Here is a 24,600-nt window from a genome sequence, read left to right as displayed (position 1 = left end):
CCTTTGTCGTTCTATCACTCGCTCAGTTCACTTCGATCCTGTCGCGGTTTCTATCCAGAATCGCTTTGCCGATGCCCTTCACTTCCAGCAATTCGTCAACTGACGCAAACGCGCCATTGCTTTCACGATAAGCAACAATCGCTTTCGCTTTTTCCTCACCCACACCCGCCAACTCTCGTTGCAGCGTAGGTGCATCAGCACTATTGAGATCAACTTTGCCGGATTGCGCCTTGGCGGCTACATCCTGCACCTGAGGAGCGTTGCTGACCCCAGGTGCGTTGACAGGTGCGGCGATTGCCGAAAGGGAGGCACTGGTAAGAAGGGCAAAAACCAGAGAAAGAAAATTGCTTGTGCGCATTTGTGAAGCTCCATGCCATCGTTTGAGAAAGCAGCTTTTCCGAAGCTGCCCTCCAAACCTAGGTCATGTTATCGAACTGTCAAAAATGTGTTCGTTGCAGGATATGAAGCAGTCAGGGCTCCAGGCGGCGTTGCTGGTAAATCCAGTCGACAATCTCACCGTCCGGGGTGTAGCCGCTGACAGTGTCGCGCAACAACTGACGGACGCGCGCATAGTCGTCCTGATCAACCGCAGCGAGCAACTCGGTGAGCCTCTCCTTCAGCAGATCCCACGACAGGTGATCCTCGTTGGCAGTCATGATCATCGGGTGCTGCGTAGCCGCTACGTTGTCACCGATCAGCAACTCTTCGTAAAGCTTCTCGCCAGGGCGCAACCCGGTGAACTCGATAGCGATATCGCCATGCAGGTTTCTTTCCGAGCGCACGCTCAGGCCGGACAAATGGATCATCTTCTCGGCCAGCTCGACGATCTTCACGGGCTCACCCATGTCCAGGACAAAGACATCACCGCCCTGCCCCATGGAGCCCGCCTGAATCACCAATTGCGCCGCTTCAGGGATGGTCATGAAGTAACGAGTGATCTTGGGGTGCGTAACAGTCAGCGGACCACCCGACTTGATCTGTTTGTGAAACAGCGGAATGACCGAACCCGACGATCCGAGGACATTACCAAAGCGCACCATCGTGAAACGTGTTTTGTTCACGCGTGAAACGTTACTCGTATCACCGAACAACACCGGAGCCAACTCGCGACTCAATGCTTGCAACGTCAGCTCGGCAAGGCGCTTGGTGCTGCCCATGACATTGGTAGGTCGTACGGCCTTGTCGGTCGAAATCAGAACAAAGTTGGCCACTCCTGCCTGGAGTGCGGCCTGGGCCGTATTAAGCGTGCCGATCACATTGTTGAGTACGCCTTCGGCAATGTTGTGCTCGACCATTGGTACATGCTTGTAGGCTGCGGCGTGATACACCGTGTCCACTCGCCAGGACTTCATCACGTCAAGCAGCTGGCTCGGGTTACGCACCGAGCCAAGAATCGGCAAAAGACGAATGGACAAGGACTCTCGAGCGACCCGCTGCTCCAGCTCGGACAAGATGGAGTAAAGATTGAACTCACTGTGTTCAAACAGCAGGAGCGTTGTCGGGCGCAGCGCCAGAATTTGCCGGCAAAGCTCAGAGCCGATGGAGCCACCAGCGCCCGTGACCAACACCGACTGACCCGTGATGCAATGCTCGAGCAAGTCAGCCTGGGCCGGTACTGCATCCCGTCCGAGCAGGTCCGCAATATCTACTTCCTGGATATCGTCAACCTTGACCCGGCCACTGGCCAGGTCCATGAAACCCGGGATACTTCGAACGTGCAGCGGAAAGCCTTCGAGAAACCCGAGAATCTCGCGCCGGCGCCCGCGGTTGGACGAAGGAATAGCGAGGAGAATTTCCTGGGCGCCAGTGTTGTCGATCATCTGCTGGATATTATCGGGCTGATACACCTGCAACCCGGAGATCACCCTGTCGGCGATTCCGCTATCGTCATCGATAAAAGCCACAGGCCGCATGACGCGCCCCATCCGCAGTGCAGCAACGAGTTGATTACCCGCCGCCCCCGCACCGTAGATAGCTACTTTCGGCAGGCCGTCATCCCGACTGGTGAAAGGGACGTGCTGAGCAGCACTGAACCAATCGCCCATGAAGTACTGACGCATGCCCAGGCGCAGCCCGCCGATCATGATCAGGCTCAGCCACCAGTAGTTGAAAATGATCGAGCGAGGAACAACGTTTTGGTGGTTGCTGTACCAGTACACCACAACGCCAAGTATCAAGGACGATAGTGTCACCGCCTTGATAATGGCAATCAGTGCGTCATTTCCGAAGTAACGCATGACGGCACGGTACATGCCAAAGCGGACGAAAAGAGGGATGGCGATTACAGGGGTACTGACAAAAAGCCAGACGTGCTGAGTGAACGGGTTGATCAGCTCGTCCACCCCCAATCGAACGACAAACGCCATCCACAGGGCAAACCAGACCAAGAAAATATCGGTCATCACCTGCAAAATACGTTTATGTCGTCTTGGCAGACTTAACAACTTTGCCCGAATCTTATCCATAAACCCTCTTAACACCTCTCGAAGCTCCTAGCATTGATACAGCAACCACAGCTCTCGGTAACTCGCTTGCCGACGAAGCAATGCTCAGAACCCAATGCGTCAATCACACCTTGCCGGCGATTTCCAACTCGCCTGCGTGAAACTTGAAAGCCAGCAACACCAAAGGCACGTAGGCCAGGACCAGTCCTGTCACGCCATCGAGATACTGCATGGCCACCAATATAGCGACTGGCACCAACCACAACAAATTGATCGCTGCGATGGCCAGAGTGACCACCCGATGGCTGCGATACTTTCGTGAAGCGTACTGGTAGCCATGACTACGATGAGCCTCATAAACCTTATCCCCGCGCAACAGCCGACGAATGAGGGTAAAGGTGGCATCCACAATAAAGACGCCCAACAAAATGAGCCAGACCCAGAGAAACAGAGGGTTGGTCCACGCCGCATGTAGCGACATCACCGCCAATACGATGCCCAGAAAACCACTGCCGGCATCCCCCATGAAAATCTTCGCTGGCGGAAAATTCCAGGCAAGGAAACCCGCTACGGCCATCGCCAGTACAAGCGGCGCAATGGCGAGGCTGGTGTGGCCTGCGACCCAGTAGACCAGGCAAGCACCAACACAGGCGCAAATGGCCTCGACGCTGGCCAAGCCGTCAATACCGTCCATGAAGTTGTAGAGATTGAGCATCCAGACCAGATAGAACGCCCCGATGACATAGCCGAACCAGCCGAGACTGAACACGTGACCAAACAGATTGATCGGTGCCATCCCGCCAATCCAGCACAATGCCCAGATGGCTCCACCGAAATGCGCAAGCAGGCGCCAACGCGCGGCAATATGCCCATGGTCGTCGAGAAAACCGACGATCGCGATCCAGCCGCCGGCCCCCAACAGAGCCAACGCCATCGGCCAGGCGACGGCGTCTGTCCAGGCCAGGACCGGCAGTGCAATCAAAAAGCTTACCACGATCGCCACACCACCACCCCGAGGGGTAGGAACCGAGTGTGAGCTACGCGCATTGGGAACATCTATCAGGCTGCGTGCCAATGCGTATTTACGCAATGCACCGGTGCCCAGGAACGAAACAGCCACCACCAACGCCAACAACCATATTGTGTTCAAAGGTCAACTTCCTGAAACAACCAAAACCGGTTCTGCAACTGAACCGGCATTGTCATAAGCCAGCTTGGCGCTGACTTTCCTTGTAGTAATTGGCAGTCGATGCAAGCGCCTCATCGACGCTGATCGGAGGAATCCAGCCCAGCAATTCTCGAGTCTTGCTTATATCGACTTGCAACGAACCGCACAGGCGTTGCGACAATGACTGCTTGCCCAGAAGCTGCGCACCCCGTTCAAGCAGCACGCTCGGCACAGGTAACAGGCGTGCAGATTTACCCAATGCCTGCGCCATCCGCGTCAACAATTGCGTCGTGGACAAATCCTCGCCATCGCTGACGAGAAAGGTCTGATTGGCGGCGGCCGGATGCCGGACACAGGTCACGATCAAATCAGCAAGATTGTCGAGCGCGACCAGGCTGCGCCGATTATGGATGGCGCCGAATGGCAGGGGTATTCCCTTGTCCAGCCAACGCATCATGCTCAAGAAGTTGGCTCGCACGCCCGGGCCGTAAACGAGCACCGGACGGATGATGACCACTTCCATGCCACTGGTGCTCGCAATCTCGCGCAGCCCCTGTTCGGCCTCCATTTTCGAAATGCCATAAGGGTCGCCAGGTGCAGGTGCCGCGTCGGCGAAGTACGGCTGGTTGAGCGGAGTACCTTCGCCATTCACCTTGATCGAACTGATGAACACGAAGCGACGAGCACCCAACGACGCCGCCTGCCGAGCGAGGCTCAGCGTGCCTTCGACATTCACCTTGCGAAACGCCTCAAGCGGATCGGACTCGGTGTCATTCATGACGTGAACGCGCGCCGCGCTATGAATGACCACTTGCACTTGATCCAGTGCCTGCGACCAATCGGTATCAGCGCTGAGCCCGGCGGTTCGAACAGTAGTAGCGCGCGACGGACAGTCAGGCAAGGCGTGCCCACGAATGGCTGCCACTGGCTCCAGATCGTCAGAGGCTGCCAAGCGAGCCAATACCGCGCGACCAACGAAACCCGTGGCACCTGTCAATAAAACACGCATTTTTCAAACCTCGACGACGCTCAGGATTTGGACCAGACAGTACGATTGATGTAGTCGGTATAACTCAACACAACCCGAACTACCTGCTTCGACACAGGACCTGCCTGGTAATCCCTCACGACCGGGATAACGCGCTGGCTACGATCATGCTGACTGGTCACGACACGTACGGCATCCAGCACGCCTTCCACCTTCAGGCCACTCATGATGAGAGTGCCCTCATCCATTCCTTCCGGCCGCTCGTGCGCATTACGAATAGTAATGGCAGGAAGATTCAGCAGCGACGCTTCCTCGGTAATGGTGCCGCTATCGGACAACACGCAAAACGCCGACATCTGCAACTTGATGTAGTCGAGCAGACCGAAAGGCTTCGAGAAACGAATCAATGGGTGATCCAGGGATTCACCGATCGCTTCCAGACGCTTGCGGGTACGAGGATGCGTGGAAACGATGATGGGATACTGGTACTTGTCGGCCAGGGCTCGCAGGGTCTTCAGCAAGTCGCGAAGATTCTCCGGCGTATCGACGTTCTCCTCACGGTGAGCACTGATAATGAAGAACTTGTCCTGCTCCAGGCCTTCTCGCGACAACACGTCGGATGTGAGGATTTTCGGCATGTAATAGTCGAGTACCTCCTCCATGTGCGATCCGGTCTTGATGATCGTTTCCGGACGAATGCCTTCAGCGATCAGGTAACGCCGGGCATGTTCTGTCAGGACCATGTTGATATCGCTGAGGTGATCGAGCACCTTGCGATTGAGTTCCTCAGGCACGCGCTGATCGAAGCAGCGGTTGCCGGCTTCCATGTGGAACACCGGAATCTTGCGGCGCTTGGCGGCAATGACGGCCAGACAGGTATTGGTATCGCCGTAGAGCAGAAGCGCATCAGGCTTCTCGGCCTCAAATACTTCATCCGCCTTCGAGATCACTTCGGCGATGGTTTTGGCGGCGGTATCGCCGGCAGCACCCAGGAAGTAATCAGGCTTACGAATTTCAAGATCATCAAAAAAAACCTGATTCAATTCGAAGTCATAGTTTTGACCTGAGTGGACCAGCACATGATTAACCTGCTTATCAAGCTCGGCAATAACGCGGCTCATCTTGATAAGTTCTGGTCGCGTACCGACCAGCGTCATGACCTTAAGCATTAAGCTGCTCCTGAATGTATTCCAGGTTCAAAAGAAGTTTCTTCACGCCTTCAACATCCAGACGTTCGGTATTGTGCGAGGTGTAGTCGTCCAGATCGGAAATTTCCTGCTCGCCTTCAACAAAGAACTTCTTGTAGTTCAGGTCACGATTGTCCGATGGAATGCGATAGTAACGCCCCATGTCTTCGGCTTTGGCCATCTCTTCGCGAGAGATCAGCGACTCGTAAAGTTTTTCGCCATGGCGGGTGCCAATGACCTTGACAGCATTGTCGCGAGCAAAGAGTTCCTTGAGCGCTTGCGCCAGGTCCGCCACTGTCGAGGCAGGTGCTTTCTGGACGAAAATATCACCTTGCTCGGCGTGTTCGAATGCGTGCAGTACCAGGTCAACAGAATCCTCGAGCGACATCAGGAAGCGTGTCATGTTCGGGTCGGTGACGGTCAACGGCTCGCCGCTTTGCAGCTGGTTGATGAACAACGGGATAACCGAACCGCGCGATGCCATGACGTTACCGTAGCGAGTGGCGCAGATCACCGGGCCTTTCGCCGGGATCATCCGCGACTTGGCAACCATCAGCTTCTCGGACATGGCCTTGGAAATACCCATGGCGTTAATCGGATAGACAGCCTTGTCGGTACTCAGTACAACGACACGTTGCACACCCGATGCAATTGCCGCGTTCAAGACGTTTTCGGTACCCATGACGTTGGTACGCACGGCTTCCATCGGGTAGAACTCGCAGGAAGGCACCTGCTTGAGGGCTGCGGCGTGGAAAATGTAATCCACCCCCACCATGGCCTGCTCAAGGCTATCGCGGTCACGCACGTCACCGATATAGAACTTCACTTTGTCATTGGACAAGGCAATGCGCATATCTTCCTGTTTCTTCTCGTCACGACTGAATACACGAATCTCTTTTACGTCGGTATCCAGAAACCGCTTCAATACCGTATGGCCAAACGAGCCCGTACCGCCCGTGATCATCAAAACTTTATTATCGAACATAACTACCTTCCCAAACCTGATTGAATTTAATGATCAACGCAACGCACGCATCGATTTAACCAATTCCAACCATGAAGGTGGAACGTAACCGGTTGCAGCCTGAAACCTCGAGGAGTCCAGTGAGCGATCTATGGAAACCTGACTGTCCGCGATGATATCGATTTCCTTTTCGTAAACTTCCGCTACCAGTTTCAGAAGCGACAGCTTGTCAATCGGGGCCACCGATACATGGTAAAGGCCATGAAGCTCCGGATTCGGTATTACGTAGTCGCGAATGACACGCGCCAGTTCCACGGTAGGAAGCCCCGAGAAAATGGCCTTCTCATAACCCTTGACCGGTCCGTTCTGCGACAGGAACCAGTCCACCAGCGAATACTGGCTTCCCAATTCGTGACCAATGATGGAGGTCCGCAGGGTGACCGCATTCGATTCAGAATGAAGCTCGCCAATATACTTCGACTTACCGTAGAGGTCCTCCGCGTCGGAGATATCGTCTTCGGTGTACGAACCCTTGCGGCCGGAGAACACGCAATCGGTGCTGATGTGAATCAGGCGGGCACCGGACAGCGCACACAATTTGGCAATGCGGTGCGGCAACATCGCATTGATAGGCAGGGCCGAAAGAGGATCCTTGGCATCAGCCAGTTGCTTGATCAATCCAACGCAGTTGATGACGACATCCGGCTTGACCTGCGCCAGTACCGAAACCAGGGAATCATGGTCAAGCACGTCAACGTTACTGATCAACGAACCGTGGGTGTCTTCAGAAAAGTATTTGGCGCCATTGGGGTTGCGCAAAGTGCCCCACACCTCGAGGTGCGGGTTTCCGTGGAATTGCCTGAACACCGTGCTACCCAGCATTCCGGTGACCCCTAACACAAGAACCTTCATTTTGACCTACCTTTCAATTCGTTAATCCTGCTGTAGAGAATCTCGACCAGGCGCTGGCTTTGCCGCTCCATTTCGAAATGCTCGAGGTAGTACGCTCGTCCTGACTGCCCCAGCGACTCTCGTTGATCCAGAGTCATGCGGAAAAGTTGTTCAATGCTCTTCGCCATACCTTCGGCGTCCTGCGCCGGACACGTCAGACCAGCCCCTGCCTCTTGAATGACGCGAGCCCCCTCGCCATCAAGTGCGGCAACGATGGGCCTCCCTGCTGCCAGGTAAGCCTGAACTTTACTGGGGATGGTATAGGAGAACGCCTCATCCTGCTTCAACGTCACTAACAATCCCGCAGCCCGTCTGAAAAAATGAGGCATTTCGCTCGCCGGGAAACGTCCGGCAAGGATGAGGTTGTCCAATGTTCGTGATTGCTTCTGACTTTCGATCCAGCCCAACATACTGCCACTGCCGACCAGGACAATTTTCAGCCCCGATAAATGGCGAAGCTTGTCAGCCACCTCGACAAGGGTTTCAACCGACTGCGCAGTCCCCAGGTTTCCGGCGAAAACTAGGCAGAAGTGATTATCCAGCTCTGCAAGCAATGGCGCAGGAATCCGGGCTTGCTCGGTACTTGGAGGGACGTCCTGATAGGAGTTCGGGTAATAAACAACCTTACCAGGATCAGCATAGCGGGAAACCGGCTCGCGAAAGGCCCTCGACTGAACGAGCAGTGTATCGACGAACGCGTAGATGCCCCTGACCATCCAGCCCACCACACGCAACGCTGCCTTGTTTTTTATGAAACCCGTTGCACTGAGGCTCTCCGGCCACAGATCCTGAACCCAAACAGCCAGATGGCTCTTGAGTTTCCACTTCAAGTAAATGGCAGGTATGACCGAGGTAATCGGGGATGGCGCAAATACAAAGATCGCGTCGAAATGCTGCCCTTTGACTGCGCGCGGGTAGAATCTCAGCCCATTGACGATGAAGGACAAATAATTCAGCACCAGGTTTTTTGCACCCGATGAACCACGCGGTCTAAGCGGCGCGCGACAAACGCTCACCGAAGAGTCATAGGTTTGTTCCTGGTACCCCGAAGCGCTGTAACCATCGAATACCGCTCCATCCGGATAATTCGGTTTTCCGGTGAGAACTTTTACGACGTGTCCCTGAGCAGACAGGTTTTTGACCAGATCATTGATAATAAAAGATTCGGGCCAAAAATATTGCGACACCACAAGAACTTTCATCTATCAAATACTTCCTTTTGCGCGCGCGGCCAATGCCAGCAACTCGAGCCAGGTTTTTCTTGAGGTGTTTTCCCAATCAAACTTGTCGCTTTGCGTAACTGCCGCGGCGGACAGCCGTTCCAAAGTACCCGGGCTTGTTAACGCTTCGCTGAGAACCTTACGTATATCCTTGGAATCAAAAGGAGAAAAATAAAGTGCCGCGTCCGCTCCAAACTCCGGCATCGGCATTACATCCGAACAGATCATTGGCCTGCCCGATGCAAGTGCCTCAAGAAGAATATTTGGGCAGTTCTCACAGGATGAAGCAAACAGATTCAGATAGGCGTGATGATACAGAGGAGGAAGGCTCTGATAGGGAATTGCGCCCAGCAGAACCACCTGCTTTTCCAGGCCGAGCGCTGCAATCAAAGACTTTACGCGCTCCGCTTCTGGCAGGTTTGTTTCACCCACGAGAATCAGCGGAAACCTTTCACGAAGTTCAGGAGATAGTTCCGCGTAGGCACTAACTACTTCATAGTGATGCTTGTAAACGTCAAACCTTGACACATATAGAATATATTCACTCGCCGGCAGAAAATCAGGGCGAACAGTAGTACCACTGTGCGTGCGAAATACCGAACCAATCCCATGAGGGATTGTCACCGCGTTTTTTACCTGCGTCAGTGACTCGATTACACTCCGCGCATAATTAGAGATAAAAATCGTTAAATCAGCTTGCGACATGCTCTTGAGCATAATGCGATTCAACAACCAGTTCCTCACGCGCTGCAACCCTAACGGGATACTTTTCCGTACGCGCAGATCGAACGGGATCATGTTCCGAAACATCGTCGCGACCTTGCAGCCAGCGGGTGCACGAGTGCCCACTACCCCACCAGGGCAAAACAGAACATCGGCCTTTTCCGCTTTCAAGATACCGGGCAGCACCCACTTTTCCCAGAGTGCCCTGACAACCGGGTTCTCTGTGGGCCAGGCCGGCTCGACCCGACGGATCGCTGGATGATCCGGCAGTTTCAGTGAGGCTGGAGCGAAAACTAGAATTTCAAGGTCTGCATTAACAGGTACAAACTGAAATAGATTGATCAGATATGTCTGCCCCCCGCCAAGACGGGCAGAGAGCGCATTGAAAACTATCTTCATAAAACACCTTTGCTCAATATAAATTAGCGACTATTTTTATCAAGCCAGGACTGGAACATTAGAATATTCCACAAATGAAGACTGCGATCGTAGGTTCCGTTTTGATGCTGGAGCCATGCCGAACGAATTTTCTGACAATCAAAATAACCCTCTCTCTTGATACGCTCTTCCGCCAACAACTCCTCCGCCCACTCTCTAAGCGGCCCACGCAGCCATTGCGCCAGGGGAATGGAGAACCCCGCCTTTGGCCTGTCGAAGAATGAAGTGGGTACGTAGCGCTTCAGCAGCTCGCGAAGTGGCCATTTCCCAGCGCCATTTTTGATCAACTGGTCTGAAGACAGAGAAAAAGCCAGCTCCGCAACACGATGATCGAGCAATGGCGCTCGCGTTTCGAGGCTCGCGCTCATTGCGCCACGGTCTACTTTGACCAGCAAGTCGTCAGGCAAATATTGAGAAACGTCCCACCGACGCATTTCCTCAATATAGTCCTGCGCCGACTCCCAACAAATCACTCCCTGATCCTGAGCGCCAACACCCAGCACAACATTATCAGTAGGCTGCCACTGTGACATCAAACCGGTGTACATCTGCGCCAGATTTTCAGATGCCAGCAGTTCGGACATTCTGTAGATACGTCGACCATTCACCTTCGCTCGTACCGAACCCGGAAGAACAGAGCAGACGTTGTCCCAACCTTTGGAGGATAGCGTGCGAAGTGAATAAGCCATGATTCGGCGTGCAGGCAATGGAAGCTTTTCTATACGCGCCCATAAGCCGGCAGTGATCTGGTAACGAGGATAACCTGCAAAAAGTTCGTCACCGCCGTCTCCGGACAACGCAACCGATACGTGTTGCTTAGTCATCCTGGAAACCAGGATCGTAGGGATCTGCGAGGAGTCAGCGAAAGGCTCGTCGTATATTTCCGGCAAATGCGGAATTATCGAAACTGCGTCATCTGCACCCAGGTAAAATTCAGTGTGATTAGTCCCCAGGTGCTTGGCGATGGCCTTCGCATACGGCGCTTCATCAAATTCAGGCTCATTAAAGCCGATAGTGTAAGTGTTGATACTCGAACTGCTTTGCGATTGCATCAAAGAAACAATCAGGCTCGAATCCACTCCCCCGGACAGGAACGCACCCAGTGGAACATCTGCAATCATCTGCGACTTTACCGCTGCCGAAAGCCGTTCGCCCACTGCATCTACCACTTCTTTATCAGTAGCCTGAGACAGCTCGTCCCTCAATGTACTGGATTGTGATAATGACCAGTATGCAACCGGCGCCTGCTCGGAAGAAAATGATTCAACAGTCAGATAGTGGGCTGGCGGCAGTTTCTTGATGCCTTCGTAGATTGACTCCGGGGCTGGAACATAGCCGAACCTGACGAACTTCGCCAGCGCGTGACGATCAATGCGCAGGTCATCACTGAATGCCGCCTTTATTGCCTTCAACTCGGAGGAAAAAACAAAACGGTTACCGACGATGCCGTAATAAAGGGGTTTTTCCCCCATACGGTCACGGGCTAGCGTAATCGTCTTGGAAAGTTTGTCCCAGACAGCGAATGCAAACATGCCGACCAAATTTTCAAGCGTTGCGCGGACACCCCACGTCTCGATCGCTGCCAACAGTACTTCCGTGTCAGAGTGACCTCGCCAGGTACGTGTCGACCCGGAATCAATCAGTTTCTGGCGCAGCTCGTTGAAGTTGTAGATTTCACCATTGAAAACAATAACGAAACGCTCGTTATCGGACACCATTGGCTGACTTCCATGTACCGACAACTCCAGAATGGAAAGCCGCCGATGGCCTAGCGAAATCCCACTATCGGCATCTGACCAAACTGCTCCGTCATCGGGCCCGCGATGTATCAGCGCATCTACCATTGTGCCAACGGCAATGGCGCTCTGCTGATCCAGCTTCCACCCGACAACTCCCGCAATTCCGCACATACCTACGCTCTCACTCCAGTGAAAATTTTTATACTCACTTCAAAACCCGAACGAGTTTCATCGCGAAGAATAATCCTAAGGACATCACATAAAAAACCAATGAGTTCAGCAAGTATATTTCGCCATACCAAACCCAGTGCATAACCGATGCAGCACAAAGCATATACAGAAAAATTCGCAAGAAGTCGTCATCGCGGCAACGCGAATCAATCATCCGCAGGAAACTGACGCTGATGAATCCATTGAGGAACACGCCAAACAACCCAAAGTTTTCGAACGCAACGCCGGCGACATGGATCCCGCCCAAACCGGTAATGTAGTACCAGAGGGCAGGATTATCTACCATGATGGGCTTTGCCACACCGAAAGCCGAATAGATGGGAGAAGGCGCGAGCGAAAGGAACATGTCCACGTAGGTTTGGCCATACCGAAGGTGTTCGCCATCCCAGAAATTGGTCAACTGTTGGACAAGAGGTAATATTATCGCGTTCCATGAGTTGAACAAGAAATACTGCGTAATATTATCTGAAGTCAAATCAACTTCCATTCGACTCATCGAAACAACCACACCACTGGCCAGAACAAGCGCCATGAAAGTCGTGACAAATAACAACACCTTAAATTTTATAAGATGATTGTAACGAAACATCAAACCCAGCACATAGGCCACAACCAACACAACGAAATCCCGATCTCCAGTCATTGCGTTAGCAACGCAATAAGCGATTACCAGAAGCGCCGACAAGGCAAGCATGGCCCTGGAGGGGTAGGCAAACACCGATGCAGTGACCGCAATGATGGAAAAAACCACCACCGATTCAATGCCCGCAAACATCTCGAGTAACGCATTCGCATTTACGAATCTGAACAGAATAAAAAAGACCGAGAGCGAAAGAAACACCAGCGCGGCCAACTTGAAGTCCACTGGGGAAAAAAAGGCAACGCTGTTCGAGTAAAGACTTCTGGAAGGAACCAGAAGCGACAACAGATAGGCAACCAGCCCACCCGAGACCCCCAGGAGCCAGACGAGTGACAGCCTGAGGACCAAAAGGTCATCCAGATAAAAATTATAGTTCCCGATAGGCCAAAGCGTAATGGTGTTCCCCCATAGGGAGCTTATGAGTCCAAGAAAGGGTACCGAATAGCAGACCGCGTACAACGCCACAAGATATTTTTTTAATATCAGGCACAATACACATTGAGCGACCAAAATCAGTAAACTTGCCGAAACCAGTAATATAACCATGAGCCTTAACCAAAAAAATCAAAGCAATAGAACCGCCAACCAGGTTCAACACTGGCCCCAATATCACTTGTAGACATGAGCTTTTCGTAAGCATGGCTCATATCAAACATATTTTTCATCGCACCAACTTACGCCCACCCAAGGCTGCAAGCACAACAATCTGCGCAGCCAAGGCCAGCACGAATGATCTGAAAAGATCAATTGCCAACATATCGCCTTTCCCACCCGCAAAAATTGTCGACGAAAGGTAGATAACTGCGTATATGCAGCTACCCAGAAAAACAACTCTCGTCAAGTTTTTGCTATGCAGGATTTGAGTGACGATGGTAGTCACAAGACCAAGCCCCCCCGCCGCCACCGCGTAAGTCAGAAGATTATCCTTGCTGCAAAAACCACTACCAAGGAAACACAGCCAGTAACTCTGCGTCACAACCAAGAACAAAGGCAAGCAAACCGCGATTGCGACACCGAGGGTCAAATACAGTTTACTGGCACTGTTGCCGCGCCCTGCGAGTTTGACGATGGCATAAGAAGTAAGCGAACTTGGAAGAACCGTAACCAGAATATAAAACAGGAAAAAAAGGTTGAAATAGCCTACTTCTGACACATTCAAACTCGAGTTAGCAAAAATCATCAGACAAACGATGTGGACAGGCGCCCCCAGAAGCATGCTTCCAGCGATTGCAGGTGCGCCGGACCGGGATAGCAGCGCTATCATCTTTGCAAAAGAGAAATACTCACGCCCTTGCGTTTTGTCTTGTGAGAGCTTGCTGGCCTTTATCATCAAGAAGCCGAACACAGGAGCGATCAAGGTGCAAAGTGCAAGTGTCAGCATCACACCCTCTATACGCCCATCAGCCTTCGCGATTGCTACCACCAGCAGCAATCCAAGCAGCCCGTGAGCGGCCAAAGCGGCCACCCATCTCCCCGTGGTGTTCAAGGAGAACATCAGGCCGGTGATGGTCAAATTACAAACACAAGCAAAACCGAGCAAAAACGCTCCAACCATCAAGTAGCCCGTACTTGCCTCATAGGACGAAGCCGGCGCCGGGAAAGCCGAAAACACGACAATACAGAGGGCACCCACAACAATGCCACCCCATGCCATGAGGCTCAAGGAAGTCCTGTAATTTACATTTTCGGCATTCAATACCGCATAGCGACTCAGCGCCACACTCAAGCACTCGCCTGCCACAGTCGCGATGCCTGTGACGATAGCGTAATGGTAAGAGAATACACCGTACAACTCGACCCCCAGAATCCGGGCCAGGCTGAACAGCATAACAAACATGCAAAGTTTGTTTGCCAAAACGGTGATTGCACTGATCTCTTTAATCACCAGAGTCAGCTTCTTGCGAAGAAAGAGACGTACCAGCCAGCTGCTTTCAACATGCCCTCGCCAACATTGAACAGGGGTTGATAACCCAGCAGATTCCTGGCCTTGTCTATATTGGCTTGCGAATGCCTTACATCACCGGCACGAAAATCCCGATATACCAATTCTGACGTAGTTGTGACATCAACATTGGCCAAAGCGCCCTTGATGCAAGCAAAGACCTCATTCAATGTTGTGCGGTCTCCAACGGCGACGTTATAAACATTGTTTTTGGCTTCAGGGCTCGCACAGGCAGCCAGAATATTGGCCTGGACCGCATTCTCTACAAAGCAGAAATCGCGACTCGTTTCACCATCACCATTAACGAAAACTTCCTCGTTACTGATCATGGCTGCAGTCCACTTCGGAATAACGGCTGCGTAGGCGCCATTCGGATCTTGACGCTTGCCGAACACGTTGAAATAACGAAGGCCGATGGTTTTGAACCCGTAAGTACTGGAAAAAACCTCGGCGTACAGTTCGTTTACATACTTCGTGACGGCATAAGGAGAAAGAGGCTTTCCGATAACCCCCTCAACTTTTGGAAGAGCCGGGTGGTCACCATAGGTAGAACTGGAAGCTGCGTAGGTAAAACTCTTCACCTGCGCGTCTTTCGCCGCAACGAGCATATTCAGAAAGCCATCAATATTGGTGCTATTGGTGGTAATAGGATCATTGATGGAGCGAGGAACGGAGCCAAGTGCTGCCTGATGCAGAACGTAATCCACTGGAGTATCGGTGGACCCAGCAAAACTCATCGCTTTCCTGCAGTCTTCAATATTTCTGATATCCCCGGTAACCAATGCGAATCGCGCCCATTGCTCCGGACTCACTACCGATTGCACTTCGTCGAGATTACGTTGATGGCCAGTCGCAAAGTTATCGAGCCCCACAACCCGTTGATCCAGTTGCAGCAGCGTCTCCAATAGATTGGAACCGATAAATCCGGCAACACCCGTGATCAACCAAACTTTTGGAGACTGTTGGATTTCAGCTTTGACTTGTTCGAAACGGATCATGTAATTCTCGACTTGGCAATTTTGAATTCAGCGATAACGAATCAGGGTCTTCGCAGACCCTGAGACTCAAAGACGCAGGTCTGACTGAGAAGCATCCAGGAGATACTTAAGGTCATAAAGAACGTGTTCGGCTTTACCCAAACTGCGAATGCTCTCAGCGCCCATTGCGGAAAATTCGTTATGTGCCACAGCCAGAATAATACCGTCGTAGGAGTTGACCTCTGGCTGACTGACAGGAGTGATTGAGTACTCATGCTGTGCTTCAGCCACATCTACCCACGGGTCGTACACATCAACAACAATATTGAATTCTGCAAGCTCATTAACGATGTCGATGATTTTGGTGTTTCGCAGATCAGGGCAGTTTTCCTTGAACGTCAAACCCATAATCAGTACTCGAGCACCGTCGACATGAATTTTGCGCTTGAGCATGGCCTTGACCAGTTGAGACACGACGTAGGCGCCCATACTGTCGTTCAAGCGGCGACCGGCCAGAATGATTTCAGGATGGTAACCAATCGACTGGGCTTTATGCGTCAGGTAGTAAGGGTCTACACCAATGCAATGCCCACCTACCAGGCCCGGGCGAAACGGCAAGAAGTTCCACTTGGTCCCGGCGGCTTCTAACACTGCCTCGGTATCGATACCCATTTTATTGAAGATCAATGCCAACTCATTGATCAACGCAATATTCAAATCGCGCTGAGTATTTTCAATGACCTTCGCCGCTTCGGCAACTTTGATGCTCTTGGCCTTGTGAGTCCCGGCAATAATAATTGTGTTATAGAGTGCATCGACGAGATCGGCGACTTCCGGAGTTGAACCGGCTGTAACTTTTTTAATGGTAGTAACGCGGTGTTCTTTATCGCCAGGATTTATACGCTCCGGACTATAACCTGCAAAAAAATCAACATTGAATTTGAGGCCAGATACTTTTTCCAGCACCGGCACACAGTCTTCCTCGGTAGCGCCAGGATAGACGGTTGACTCATAAATAACGATATCGCCCTTTTTCAGAACTCGACCAATGGACTCACTCGCCTTAACCAAAGGCGTCAAGTCCGGCCTTTTGTGCTCATCGATCGGGGTAGGCACGGTAACAATAAATACATTGCTGGCAGACAATTCATCCAGAGCTGAGCTAAAACTCAAGCCCGACGCCGACTTCAACTCATCATCGGACACCTCGAGAGTAGCGTCATGTCCAGCTTTCAGCGCATCAATTCGACGCTGGCTGATATCGAAACCAACCACTTGCATTTTTTTGCCAAACTCAACCGCCAGCGGCAAGCCCACATAACCGAGACCCACTATGGCCAACTTCACGTCTTCGAGTTTAAGCATTGTTTTCCCTTGCCATTCATCAATATTAAGTCGATGGTAAAAACCACTTCTTATCTCGCGCGTCAGAAACGCACGAGATAGCTACGTAAATTTGAAATTATACCGAAAGCTCCGCTGAGAACCACAATCATTTCAGCAGCCAGGGAAAGAATCTGCGTCCTTCCTTGGCGTAATGCGGGTGCAACCTCGATGGCAAGGATAATAGCTGCCTGTGAAACGACTGAAAACTACCAACGATCATCTGGGATCATCGCCGCGTATCACACTATCAGGAAAATCCCGACCCCACCCGTCGAAAAATCCGGACGAAGGCTGAATGCGGGCAACATACCACTCACCCATGCCCCTTCCTCACCAAGACCGACCACCGGATGCCCAATCGATCCAGCTGGAACAGACCATCAGGCATCAGGCCTCCCCAGCCCATCCACTCTGGGCGACAGGATGTTGAAATAGTACCGGGGACGAGGAGAATCTAAATCTAATCTTCCAGTTTCGTGACGAAGAACCCGCGCAACATTACGAAAGCCATACCCAGGATAAACCCGGAAATAATGCCTAACACAATGATCAATGCCTTGTTAGGCTTGATTGGGTTGTCCGGCAGCTCCACATCTCCGTCCTGCCGATAGACAGAAACTGCGGCCGCGTCAATCTTCAATCCTTTGAAAAAACTATACTCTTCCTGAAGTTCTCGCAGATTTCCTATAAACGGGTCATCTGAGGTACGAGCCTGCAAGTTCTCAATTTCCGCCTTCAGCGCTTTCGAACCACGCATGTACGTAAGCTGACCAGACTCCCCACCCGCAATTACCGCCTGATTCACAGTAATGGCAGGCGGCCGTTCCAGACCAATAGCTTCAGCAATACGCAACGCCTCACCCAACTTGACGATCGAGTCTTCTCTCGCCTTTCGGCTATTCTCTCTGGCGGAATTTATCTGCTGCTCCAAATTCCGCGCACGAACCTCGGACTCGACCGAAAGGTTCCGTATCATTTCGTTTTTAGCCAATTCACCAGCTTCGGAGATGAACTCGGCAGCCCAACTCTTTGCCTGTTCAGGGTTACTGGTCTGCACGACAACCAGATATCTGTCCGAGCCCTCCCTTAGCGGGGAGACAACGCGAAGCACCTGAGAGAAATTCGCATACAAAACGTCCTGAGGGCTTTTGCGCTCATCCCCGGACAAACTTGGCACATAGACTCTATAAAAAAAATCTCGACGCAGCGACTCCGCCTGCAAACGACGAGTGTATATATCGTAGACATCCTTTACGCTATAAGGAACCAGCTCTGCCTCTGTTGTCCGGCCGTAATTAAAGTTAGCGATATCGTTCTGCGTGGGCGGGATCACGAATGCCCGTGCCTCATAAATTGGCGTTACGACAAACGCATAGCTCGCTGCAACAACAGCACCCAGGACGGTAAAACCTAAAACGATAAACTTTTGTCGCAATATGGCCTTAACAAATCTTTGAAACTCAAAATCACCTAGACTATTTTCTTCTTTGGAGTCAACGTGCATATACTGGAAGCCTTTACTTAAAGAGTACTTTACATTCCGAGAGCGCATTACTTAAGGGCAGGCCATCAACGCGAACTCCGCGACTCCTGCCGAAACTGTATAATACCCTCTCTCTTAAAGAATACTTGCAGGATATCGCATCACGACACCCCGGCTGCACGCTCGAAAACAAAGTAACAATATTAACGGGAAACCTGCCTCGCTCTCCTCCTGGATCTCAAGGCATAAGCGGCGACCATCAACCCACCCACGATCATCCCGACCAGAAATGAGATAACCCCGACAATTGACACCTGCAACTGGGGGGATGAAAAACCGAAAAAGGAAACGACGACTAGCTGCTGGTTTTCCAGCACAAAAAGCAAGCACGCTAGCGCCACCAACACGACGAGCCCCGTGATCGCCAACCGACTGAAGCGACTCTTGGCGCCCCAACTACTCCTCACCGTAGCCCTCCTCCTCTTCATTCACTCGATCACGCAATTCCTTACCCGGCTTGAAATGCGGAACAAATTTTCCGTCGAGGCTAACTGACTGACCGGTTTTCGGGTTACGACCGACACGCGGTGCCCGATAGTGCAGGGAGAAGCTGCCGAACCCCCGGATCTCGATACGATCCCCGGTAGCCAGACATTGGGACATTTGTTCAAGCATGGTCTTGATGGCCAACTCCACATCCTTGGATGAGAGCAGCCCTTGATGGGTGACAATTCGTTCGATCAACTCCGACTTCGTCATATTTTTCCCTTCTTTTTCAAGCAGCTAGATCAGCGCTCCAAAGGTTTTAGCACGCCGGAATGAATTTGAACAGCCCGACCTTAACCTTGCCCACACCCGAACAGGAATGCTCGATTCCAGGACGGTTAGTGAAGAATCCTGGGACATGCGCTCATCGGCAGATCACCAGCATTGTCCTCGTAAAATAACCCGCGGGATTAAACCCAAAAGGAAATTCATCTTCGTCCCTGGCATCGTCGGACCTTGCCAGAATCTTGTAGCCTGCCCCAGGGCACTCCTTAGCCGCGCGCTTGTAGCACCTTTCCCACTTCGAGCCGAGCCCCGAACAATCGACCTCAATGCCACTGACACCACGCACGGCGTGAGTCTTGGCATTAGTAGTGCAACCCGCCAATGTCAGTACCGCCATTACGACAATGAGTCTGTTCATTCACTTCCTTATGCCGGGCATCCCGCCCGACTCTACCCTCTTGTGCTACAGCCTAGCTGCAAATAAGCGTTTGATCCGACTAAAGAAAGAGACAATTGTGCGTACCCTTGGTTTCATCTCCCGCAAGGAGATCCAGTTACACTAAATTACAGGCGCAAAAAAGGGCGACCGAAGTCGCCCTTTTTTACAGAAAATCAGAACTTAGTTCTGTTTTTCCATTTGTGCACGCAACAGGTCGCCCAGAGTGGTAGGACCAGCAGCGACGTCAGCAGCAGGCTTGTCTTTCAAGCTCTGGATTGCTTCTTTCTCGTCTTCAACGTCTTTCGACTTGATCGACAGCTGGATTACACGGCTCTTACGGTCAACGCTGATGATCTTGGCTTCTACTTCTTCGCCTTCTTTCAGAACGTTGCGCGCGTCTTCAACGCGGTCACGGCTGATTTCGGAGGCTTTCAGAGTCGCTTCGATATCGTCGGCCAGAGTGATGATGGCGCCTTTGGCGTCAACTTCTTTCACGATGCCTTTAACGATTGCGCCTTTGTCGTTCTCTTGAACGTACTCGGAGAACGGATCGCTTTCCAGTTGCTTGATACCCAAGGAGATGCGCTCGCGCTCTGGGTCAACCGACAGGATAACGGTGTCCAGCTCGTCGCCCTTCTTGAAGCGGCGAACGGCTTCTTCGCCCACTTCGTTCCAGGAGATGTCGGACAGGTGAACCAGACCGTCGATGCCGCCGTCCAGACCAATGAAGATACCGAAATCGGTGATCGACTTGATGGTGCCGGAGATTTTATCGCCCTTGTTGAACTGGCCAGAGAAGTCTTCCCATGGGTTGGACTTGCACTGCTTGATGCCGAGGGAGATACGACGACGCTCTTCGTCGATGTCCAGAACCATGACTTCCACTTCGTCGCCGACTTGTACGACTTTCGAAGGGTGGATGTTCTTGTTGGTCCAGTCCATTTCGGAAACGTGTACCAGACCTTCAACGCCTTCTTCCAGCTCAGCGAAGCAGCCGTAGTCGGTCAGGTTGGTTACACGAGCGGTAACGCGAGTGCTTTCTGGGTAACGGGCTTTGATAGCAACCCATGGATCTTCACCCAGTTGCTTCAGGCCCAGGGAAACACGATTGCGTTCGCGATCGTACTTCAGAACCTTGACATCGATCTCGTCGCCAACGTTGACGATTTCGGAAGGATGCTTGATACGCTTCCAGGCCATGTCGGTAATGTGCAGCAGGCCATCGACGCCACCCAGATCGACGAATGCGCCGTAATCGGTGAGGTTCTTGACGATACCTTTGACTTGCTGGCCTTCCTGCAGGGATTCCAGCAGAGCTTCGCGCTCGGCGGAGTTCTCGGCTTCCAGGACGCTACGACGGGAAACGACAACGTTGTTGCGCTTCTGGTCCAGCTTGATGACCTTGAATTCCAGCTCTTTGCCTTCCAGGTGCGTGGTGTCGCGCACTGGACGGACGTCAACCAGGGAACCTGGCAGGAACGCACGGATGCCGTTAACGTCGACAGTGAAGCCGCCTTTAACCTTACCGTTGATAACGCCCTTGACCACTTCCTCAGCTGCGAAGGCTGCTTCCAGAACAATCCAGCATTCAGCGCGCTTGGCTTTTTCACGGGACAGCTTGGTTTCACCGAAGCCGTCTTCAACCGAGTCCAGAGCAACGTGAACTTCGTCACCGACGTTGATGTTCAGTTCGCCAGCGTCGTTATAGAACTGCTCAAGCGGGATGAGTGCTTCAGACTTCAGGCCAGCGTGAACGGTTACCCAGCGAGCCTGGTAATCGATATCAACGATAACACCGGTGATGATGGAGCCTGCCTGAAGGTTCAGGGTTTTTAGGCTTTCTTCAAAGAGTTCCGCAAAGCTTTCGCTCATTTTAATTCCTGTTGATGAGGGCGAAGAATACGCCCATCTCCACACCCCAGACGGTGTGGGTTAGTTTCAAATAAAAGAAGCGTCGCAGGACTATGACTGGTCCCCCGCGACCCTCTTGGTCACCCGACGATATCGCGAATGGCGATCTCGCTCATGATGCGTGCAAGCACCTGATCGATGGATAATTCCGTGGAATCCAGCTGTATGGCGTCAGCCGCCGGCTTGAGCGGGGCTACCGCTCGCTGGGTGTCGCGCTCATCGCGCGCACGTATCTCATCTAGCAGACTCGACAGACTAACACCCTCGACCTTGCCCTTCAACTGCAAATATCGACGACGGGCCCGTTCCTCGGCACTGGCCGTCAGGAAAATCTTCAGCGGTGCGCCAGGGAAAACCACGGTGCCCATGTCGCGACCATCGGCTACCAGGCCTGGCGCTTCCTGGAATGCGCGCTGGCGTTGCAGCAGCGCCTCACGCACAGCCGGTAGCGCAGCCACCTGGGAAGCACCGGAGCCGACACTTTCGGTGCGGATGACATCACTGACTTCATCGCCTTCCAGGATGATGCGCTGCAGCTGACCGTCGGTCGCCGCAATGAATTGCACATCCAGATGAGCGGCGAGTTTCTTCAGCAGCTCTTCATTGGTCAGGTCGACACCATGGTTATGCGCAGCGAACGCCAGCAGTCGGTACAAGGCACCGGAATCCAGCAGGTTCCAGCCCAGGCGCTTGGCCAGTATCCCGGCTACCGTGCCCTTGCCCGAGCCGCTTGGCCCATCGATGGTGATGACCGGTGCAATGTTGTTCACGACTCAGCCTCTTGGGCAACACGGATACCAACCTGGGCACACAGCGCCAGGAAGTTGGGGAACGACGTCGCGACGTTGGCGCAATCATGGATGCGAATCGGTGCACTTGCGCGCAGCGAAGCGACGCTGAATGCCATGGCGATGCGGTGGTCGCCGTGACCGTGCACCTCGCCACCGCCAATCTGGCCGCCGTCGATGATGATGCCGTCCGGGGTCGGCTCGCACTTGACGCCCAACGCCAGCAGGCCGTCCGCCATGACCTGAATGCGGTCGGATTCTTTTACCCGCAACTCTTCGGCGCCGGTCAGCACGGTACGCCCTTGCGCACAGGCGGCAGCGACGAACAGCACCGGGAACTCATCGATAGCCAGTGGGACCAGCTCTTCAGGAATCTCGATACCCTTGAGTTTAGCTGCACGTACGCGCAGGTCAGCTACTGGCTCGCCACCCACTTCACGCTGGTTTTCCAGAGTGATGTCGGCGCCCATCAGACGCAGAATGTCGATGACACCGGTACGGGTCGGGTTGATGCCGACGTGCTCGAGCACCAGTTCCGAACCTTCGGCAATCGATGCCGCCACCAGGAAAAACGCCGAAGACGAGATATCGCCCGGCACTTCAATGTGGGTCGCCGTCAGCTTGTTGCCGGACTCGACCGAAGCGGTCGCGCCATCAACGCTTACCGGGTAGCCGAAACCGCGCAGCATGCGCTCGGTATGGTCACGGGTCGGAGCCGGCTCGGTAACGGTAGTCTTGCCCTCGGCATACAGACCCGCCAGCAGCAGGCAGGACTTCACCTGAGCGCTGGCCATCGGCATGGTGTAGGTCAGGCCCTTGAGCTTGTTGCCACCGCGAATGATCATCGGCGGACGGCCTTCAGCGGCGGTCTCGATCACCGCACCCATTTCCCGCAGCGGGTTGGCCACGCGATTCATCGGGCGCTTGGACAACGACGCGTCACCGGTCAGGGTGCTGTCGAAGTCCTGCGCAGCCAGCAAGCCGGACAGCAGGCGCATGGAAGTACCGGAGTTACCCAGGTAGATCGGGCCCGGCGCAGGCTTGAGGCCATGCAGGCCGACGCCATGGATGGTCACGCGACCATGGTGCGGGCCTTCAATGACCACGCCCATGTCGCGGAACGCCTGGAGGGTCGCCAGGGCATCTTCACCCTCAAGGAAGCCTTCGACCTCGGTGACGCCTTCGGCCAGGGAGCCGAGCATGATCGAGCGGTGGGAAATCGATTTGTCACCTGGTACGCGAATCCGACCGGACAGGCGGCCACCAGGTTGAGCCAGGAAAATCAGATCGTTGGAATTCATAGCGTCCACATAGGCCCTGCGGGCCAGGATTTTACTGAAATGCTCGCGGGCAACCCGGGCGCGAGTGAAAACGCCCAACAATTGGTGCCCATCCCCTGCATCGACCGCGTCGCGCAAGGCGTCGAGGTCGCTGCGAAATGTATCGAGTGTGCGCAGGACAGCTTCGCGGTTGGCGAGAAAGATGTCGTGCCACATCACCGGGTCGCTTCCGGCGATTCTTGTGAAATCACGGAAGCCGCCCGCAGCGTAACGGAAGATCTCAAGGTTTTCATTGCGCTTGGCCAGCGAATCGACCAGTCCGAACGCCAGCAGATGCGGCAGGTGGCTGGTCGCCGCCAACACTTCGTCATGACGCTCGACCTGCATGTGCTCGACATCGGCGCCCAATTCACGCCACAAACAGTCGACCACGCTCAAGGCGGCAGGCTCGGTCTGATCCAGCGGCGTCAGGATAACTTTATGGCGGCGGAACAACTCGGAATTCGAGGCCTCCACCCCACTCTGCTCGGACCCGGCAATCGGATGCCCCGGCACGAAACGCGGCGGCATGCCACCGAACGCTTCGGCAGCGGCGCGCACCACATTGCCCTTGGCACTACCAACGTCGGTCAGAATCGCCTGCCCCAAATCCATGGCGGCCAAGCGACCAAGGAGCTTTTCCATGGCCAGGATCGGCACGGCCAGTTGAATCACGTCAGCGCCCTGGCATGCAGCAGCCAGATCCTCTTCACAGCGATCCACCACCCCCAACTCGACCGCAAGCTTGCGCGATTGCGGGTCGAGATCGACCCCGACCACTTCACGGCACAGACCGCTTTCGCGCAAACCCTTGGCAAACGAACCGCCGATCAACCCGAGACCGACCACCACCAGGCGATCGATCACAGGTTCAGCAGATTGCAGCGCAGT

21 protein-coding genes are annotated in these 24,600 nt (G+C 53.4%); all 21 read right to left on the bottom strand.

Annotated elements, in window-relative coordinates; genetic code table 11:
- Window positions 1-22: 22 nt before the first annotated feature.
- The 21 genes from AC07OG_RS12180 to AC07OG_RS12080 all read right to left on the bottom strand — a co-directional run bounded on the left by AC07OG_RS12180 (window position 23) and on the right by AC07OG_RS12080 (window position 24,576).
- Window positions 23-358 carry a ComEA family DNA-binding protein gene (locus AC07OG_RS12180; protein WP_218425294.1) on the bottom strand — a complete coding sequence of 112 codons (336 nt, stop codon included), beginning with the start codon at window positions 356-358 and terminating at the stop codon, window positions 23-25.
- Between the two features lie 112 nt (window positions 359-470).
- On the bottom strand, window positions 471-2,465 hold the full coding sequence (locus tag AC07OG_RS12175) for a polysaccharide biosynthesis protein (RefSeq protein ID WP_218425293.1): 1,995 nt from the start codon (window positions 2,463-2,465) through the stop codon (window positions 471-473).
- A 103-nt stretch (window positions 2,466-2,568) separates the two neighbouring features.
- On the bottom strand, window positions 2,569-3,594 hold the full coding sequence (locus AC07OG_RS12170; protein WP_218425292.1) for an MraY family glycosyltransferase: 1,026 nt from the start codon (window positions 3,592-3,594) through the stop codon (window positions 2,569-2,571).
- 52 nt (window positions 3,595-3,646) lie between these two features.
- Entirely contained in the window at window positions 3,647-4,621 is a 975-nt protein-coding gene (locus AC07OG_RS12165) for a UDP-glucose 4-epimerase family protein (protein WP_495067133.1), read from the bottom strand.
- A gap of 20 nt (window positions 4,622-4,641) precedes the next feature.
- Complete coding sequence (gene wecB, locus AC07OG_RS12160) at window positions 4,642-5,769, bottom strand: non-hydrolyzing UDP-N-acetylglucosamine 2-epimerase (RefSeq protein ID WP_218425290.1); 1,128 nt, start codon at window positions 5,767-5,769, stop codon at window positions 4,642-4,644.
- The gene (locus tag AC07OG_RS12155; protein WP_218425289.1) at window positions 5,762-6,772 is read right to left on the bottom strand and encodes a polysaccharide biosynthesis protein; all 1,011 of its coding nucleotides are present in this window, start codon (window positions 6,770-6,772) and stop codon (window positions 5,762-5,764) included. The genes wecB and AC07OG_RS12155 overlap by 8 nt, the downstream gene beginning before the upstream one ends.
- Window positions 6,773-6,805: 33 nt before the next feature.
- Complete coding sequence (locus tag AC07OG_RS12150; RefSeq protein WP_218425288.1) at window positions 6,806-7,663, bottom strand: dTDP-4-dehydrorhamnose reductase family protein; 858 nt, start codon at window positions 7,661-7,663, stop codon at window positions 6,806-6,808.
- A complete protein-coding gene (locus AC07OG_RS12145) occupies window positions 7,660-8,904 on the bottom strand; it encodes a glycosyltransferase family 4 protein (RefSeq protein ID WP_495067132.1) in 1,245 nt (414 codons plus the stop codon). Before AC07OG_RS12145 ends, AC07OG_RS12150 begins: the two co-directional genes overlap by 4 nt.
- Before the next feature lie 3 nt (window positions 8,905-8,907).
- Complete coding sequence (locus AC07OG_RS12140; protein WP_495067131.1) at window positions 8,908-10,044, bottom strand: glycosyltransferase family 4 protein; 1,137 nt, start codon at window positions 10,042-10,044, stop codon at window positions 8,908-8,910.
- Window positions 10,045-10,067: 23 nt separating this feature from the next.
- Entirely contained in the window at window positions 10,068-11,993 is a 1,926-nt protein-coding gene (asnB, locus tag AC07OG_RS12135) for an asparagine synthase (glutamine-hydrolyzing) (protein ID WP_495067130.1), read from the bottom strand.
- Between the two features lie 34 nt (window positions 11,994-12,027).
- Window positions 12,028-13,239 carry a hypothetical protein gene (locus AC07OG_RS12130; RefSeq protein WP_495067129.1) on the bottom strand — a complete coding sequence of 404 codons (1,212 nt, stop codon included), beginning with the start codon at window positions 13,237-13,239 and terminating at the stop codon, window positions 12,028-12,030.
- A 115-nt stretch (window positions 13,240-13,354) separates the two neighbouring features.
- Window positions 13,355-14,578, bottom strand: a complete 1,224-nt coding sequence (locus tag AC07OG_RS12125) for an MATE family efflux transporter (RefSeq protein WP_495067128.1) — start codon at window positions 14,576-14,578, stop codon at window positions 13,355-13,357.
- Between the two features lie 5 nt (window positions 14,579-14,583).
- On the bottom strand, window positions 14,584-15,633 hold the full coding sequence (locus AC07OG_RS12120; protein WP_218425282.1) for an NAD-dependent epimerase/dehydratase family protein: 1,050 nt from the start codon (window positions 15,631-15,633) through the stop codon (window positions 14,584-14,586).
- 66 nt (window positions 15,634-15,699) lie between these two features.
- Window positions 15,700-16,977 (bottom strand): Vi polysaccharide biosynthesis UDP-N-acetylglucosamine C-6 dehydrogenase TviB, encoded by a 1,278-nt coding sequence (tviB, locus tag AC07OG_RS12115; RefSeq protein WP_218425281.1) that lies wholly within the window; start codon window positions 16,975-16,977, stop codon window positions 15,700-15,702.
- Window positions 16,978-17,458: 481 nt separating this feature from the next.
- Window positions 17,459-18,502 (bottom strand): LPS O-antigen chain length determinant protein WzzB, encoded by a 1,044-nt coding sequence (locus tag AC07OG_RS12110; RefSeq protein ID WP_495067127.1) that lies wholly within the window; start codon window positions 18,500-18,502, stop codon window positions 17,459-17,461.
- Window positions 18,503-18,684: 182 nt separating this feature from the next.
- Window positions 18,685-18,969, bottom strand: a complete 285-nt coding sequence (locus AC07OG_RS12105; protein ID WP_218425279.1) for a LapA family protein — start codon at window positions 18,967-18,969, stop codon at window positions 18,685-18,687.
- On the bottom strand, window positions 18,938-19,240 hold the full coding sequence (gene ihfB / locus AC07OG_RS12100; RefSeq protein ID WP_218425278.1) for an integration host factor subunit beta: 303 nt from the start codon (window positions 19,238-19,240) through the stop codon (window positions 18,938-18,940). The genes AC07OG_RS12105 and ihfB overlap by 32 nt, the downstream gene beginning before the upstream one ends.
- Window positions 19,241-19,391: 151 nt before the next feature.
- Window positions 19,392-19,670 carry a hypothetical protein gene (locus AC07OG_RS12095; protein WP_495067126.1) on the bottom strand — a complete coding sequence of 93 codons (279 nt, stop codon included), beginning with the start codon at window positions 19,668-19,670 and terminating at the stop codon, window positions 19,392-19,394.
- A 201-nt stretch (window positions 19,671-19,871) separates the two neighbouring features.
- Window positions 19,872-21,563: a 30S ribosomal protein S1 gene (gene rpsA, locus AC07OG_RS12090; RefSeq protein WP_046031753.1), complete on the bottom strand. Its 1,692-nt coding sequence runs from the start codon at window positions 21,561-21,563 to the stop codon at window positions 19,872-19,874.
- A 119-nt stretch (window positions 21,564-21,682) separates the two neighbouring features.
- On the bottom strand, window positions 21,683-22,372 hold the full coding sequence (gene cmk / locus AC07OG_RS12085) for a (d)CMP kinase (RefSeq protein WP_495067125.1): 690 nt from the start codon (window positions 22,370-22,372) through the stop codon (window positions 21,683-21,685).
- Window positions 22,369-24,576 carry a bifunctional prephenate dehydrogenase/3-phosphoshikimate 1-carboxyvinyltransferase gene (locus AC07OG_RS12080; RefSeq protein ID WP_495067188.1) on the bottom strand — a complete coding sequence of 736 codons (2,208 nt, stop codon included), beginning with the start codon at window positions 24,574-24,576 and terminating at the stop codon, window positions 22,369-22,371. The genes cmk and AC07OG_RS12080 overlap by 4 nt, the downstream gene beginning before the upstream one ends.
- Window positions 24,577-24,600 lie beyond the last annotated feature (24 nt).

Source organism: Pseudomonas sp. GW821-FHT09H03 (genome assembly GCF_059415945.1).
The sequence above is the reverse complement of the archived record's forward strand: the minus strand, read 5'-3'. Positions and strand labels throughout refer to the sequence as shown.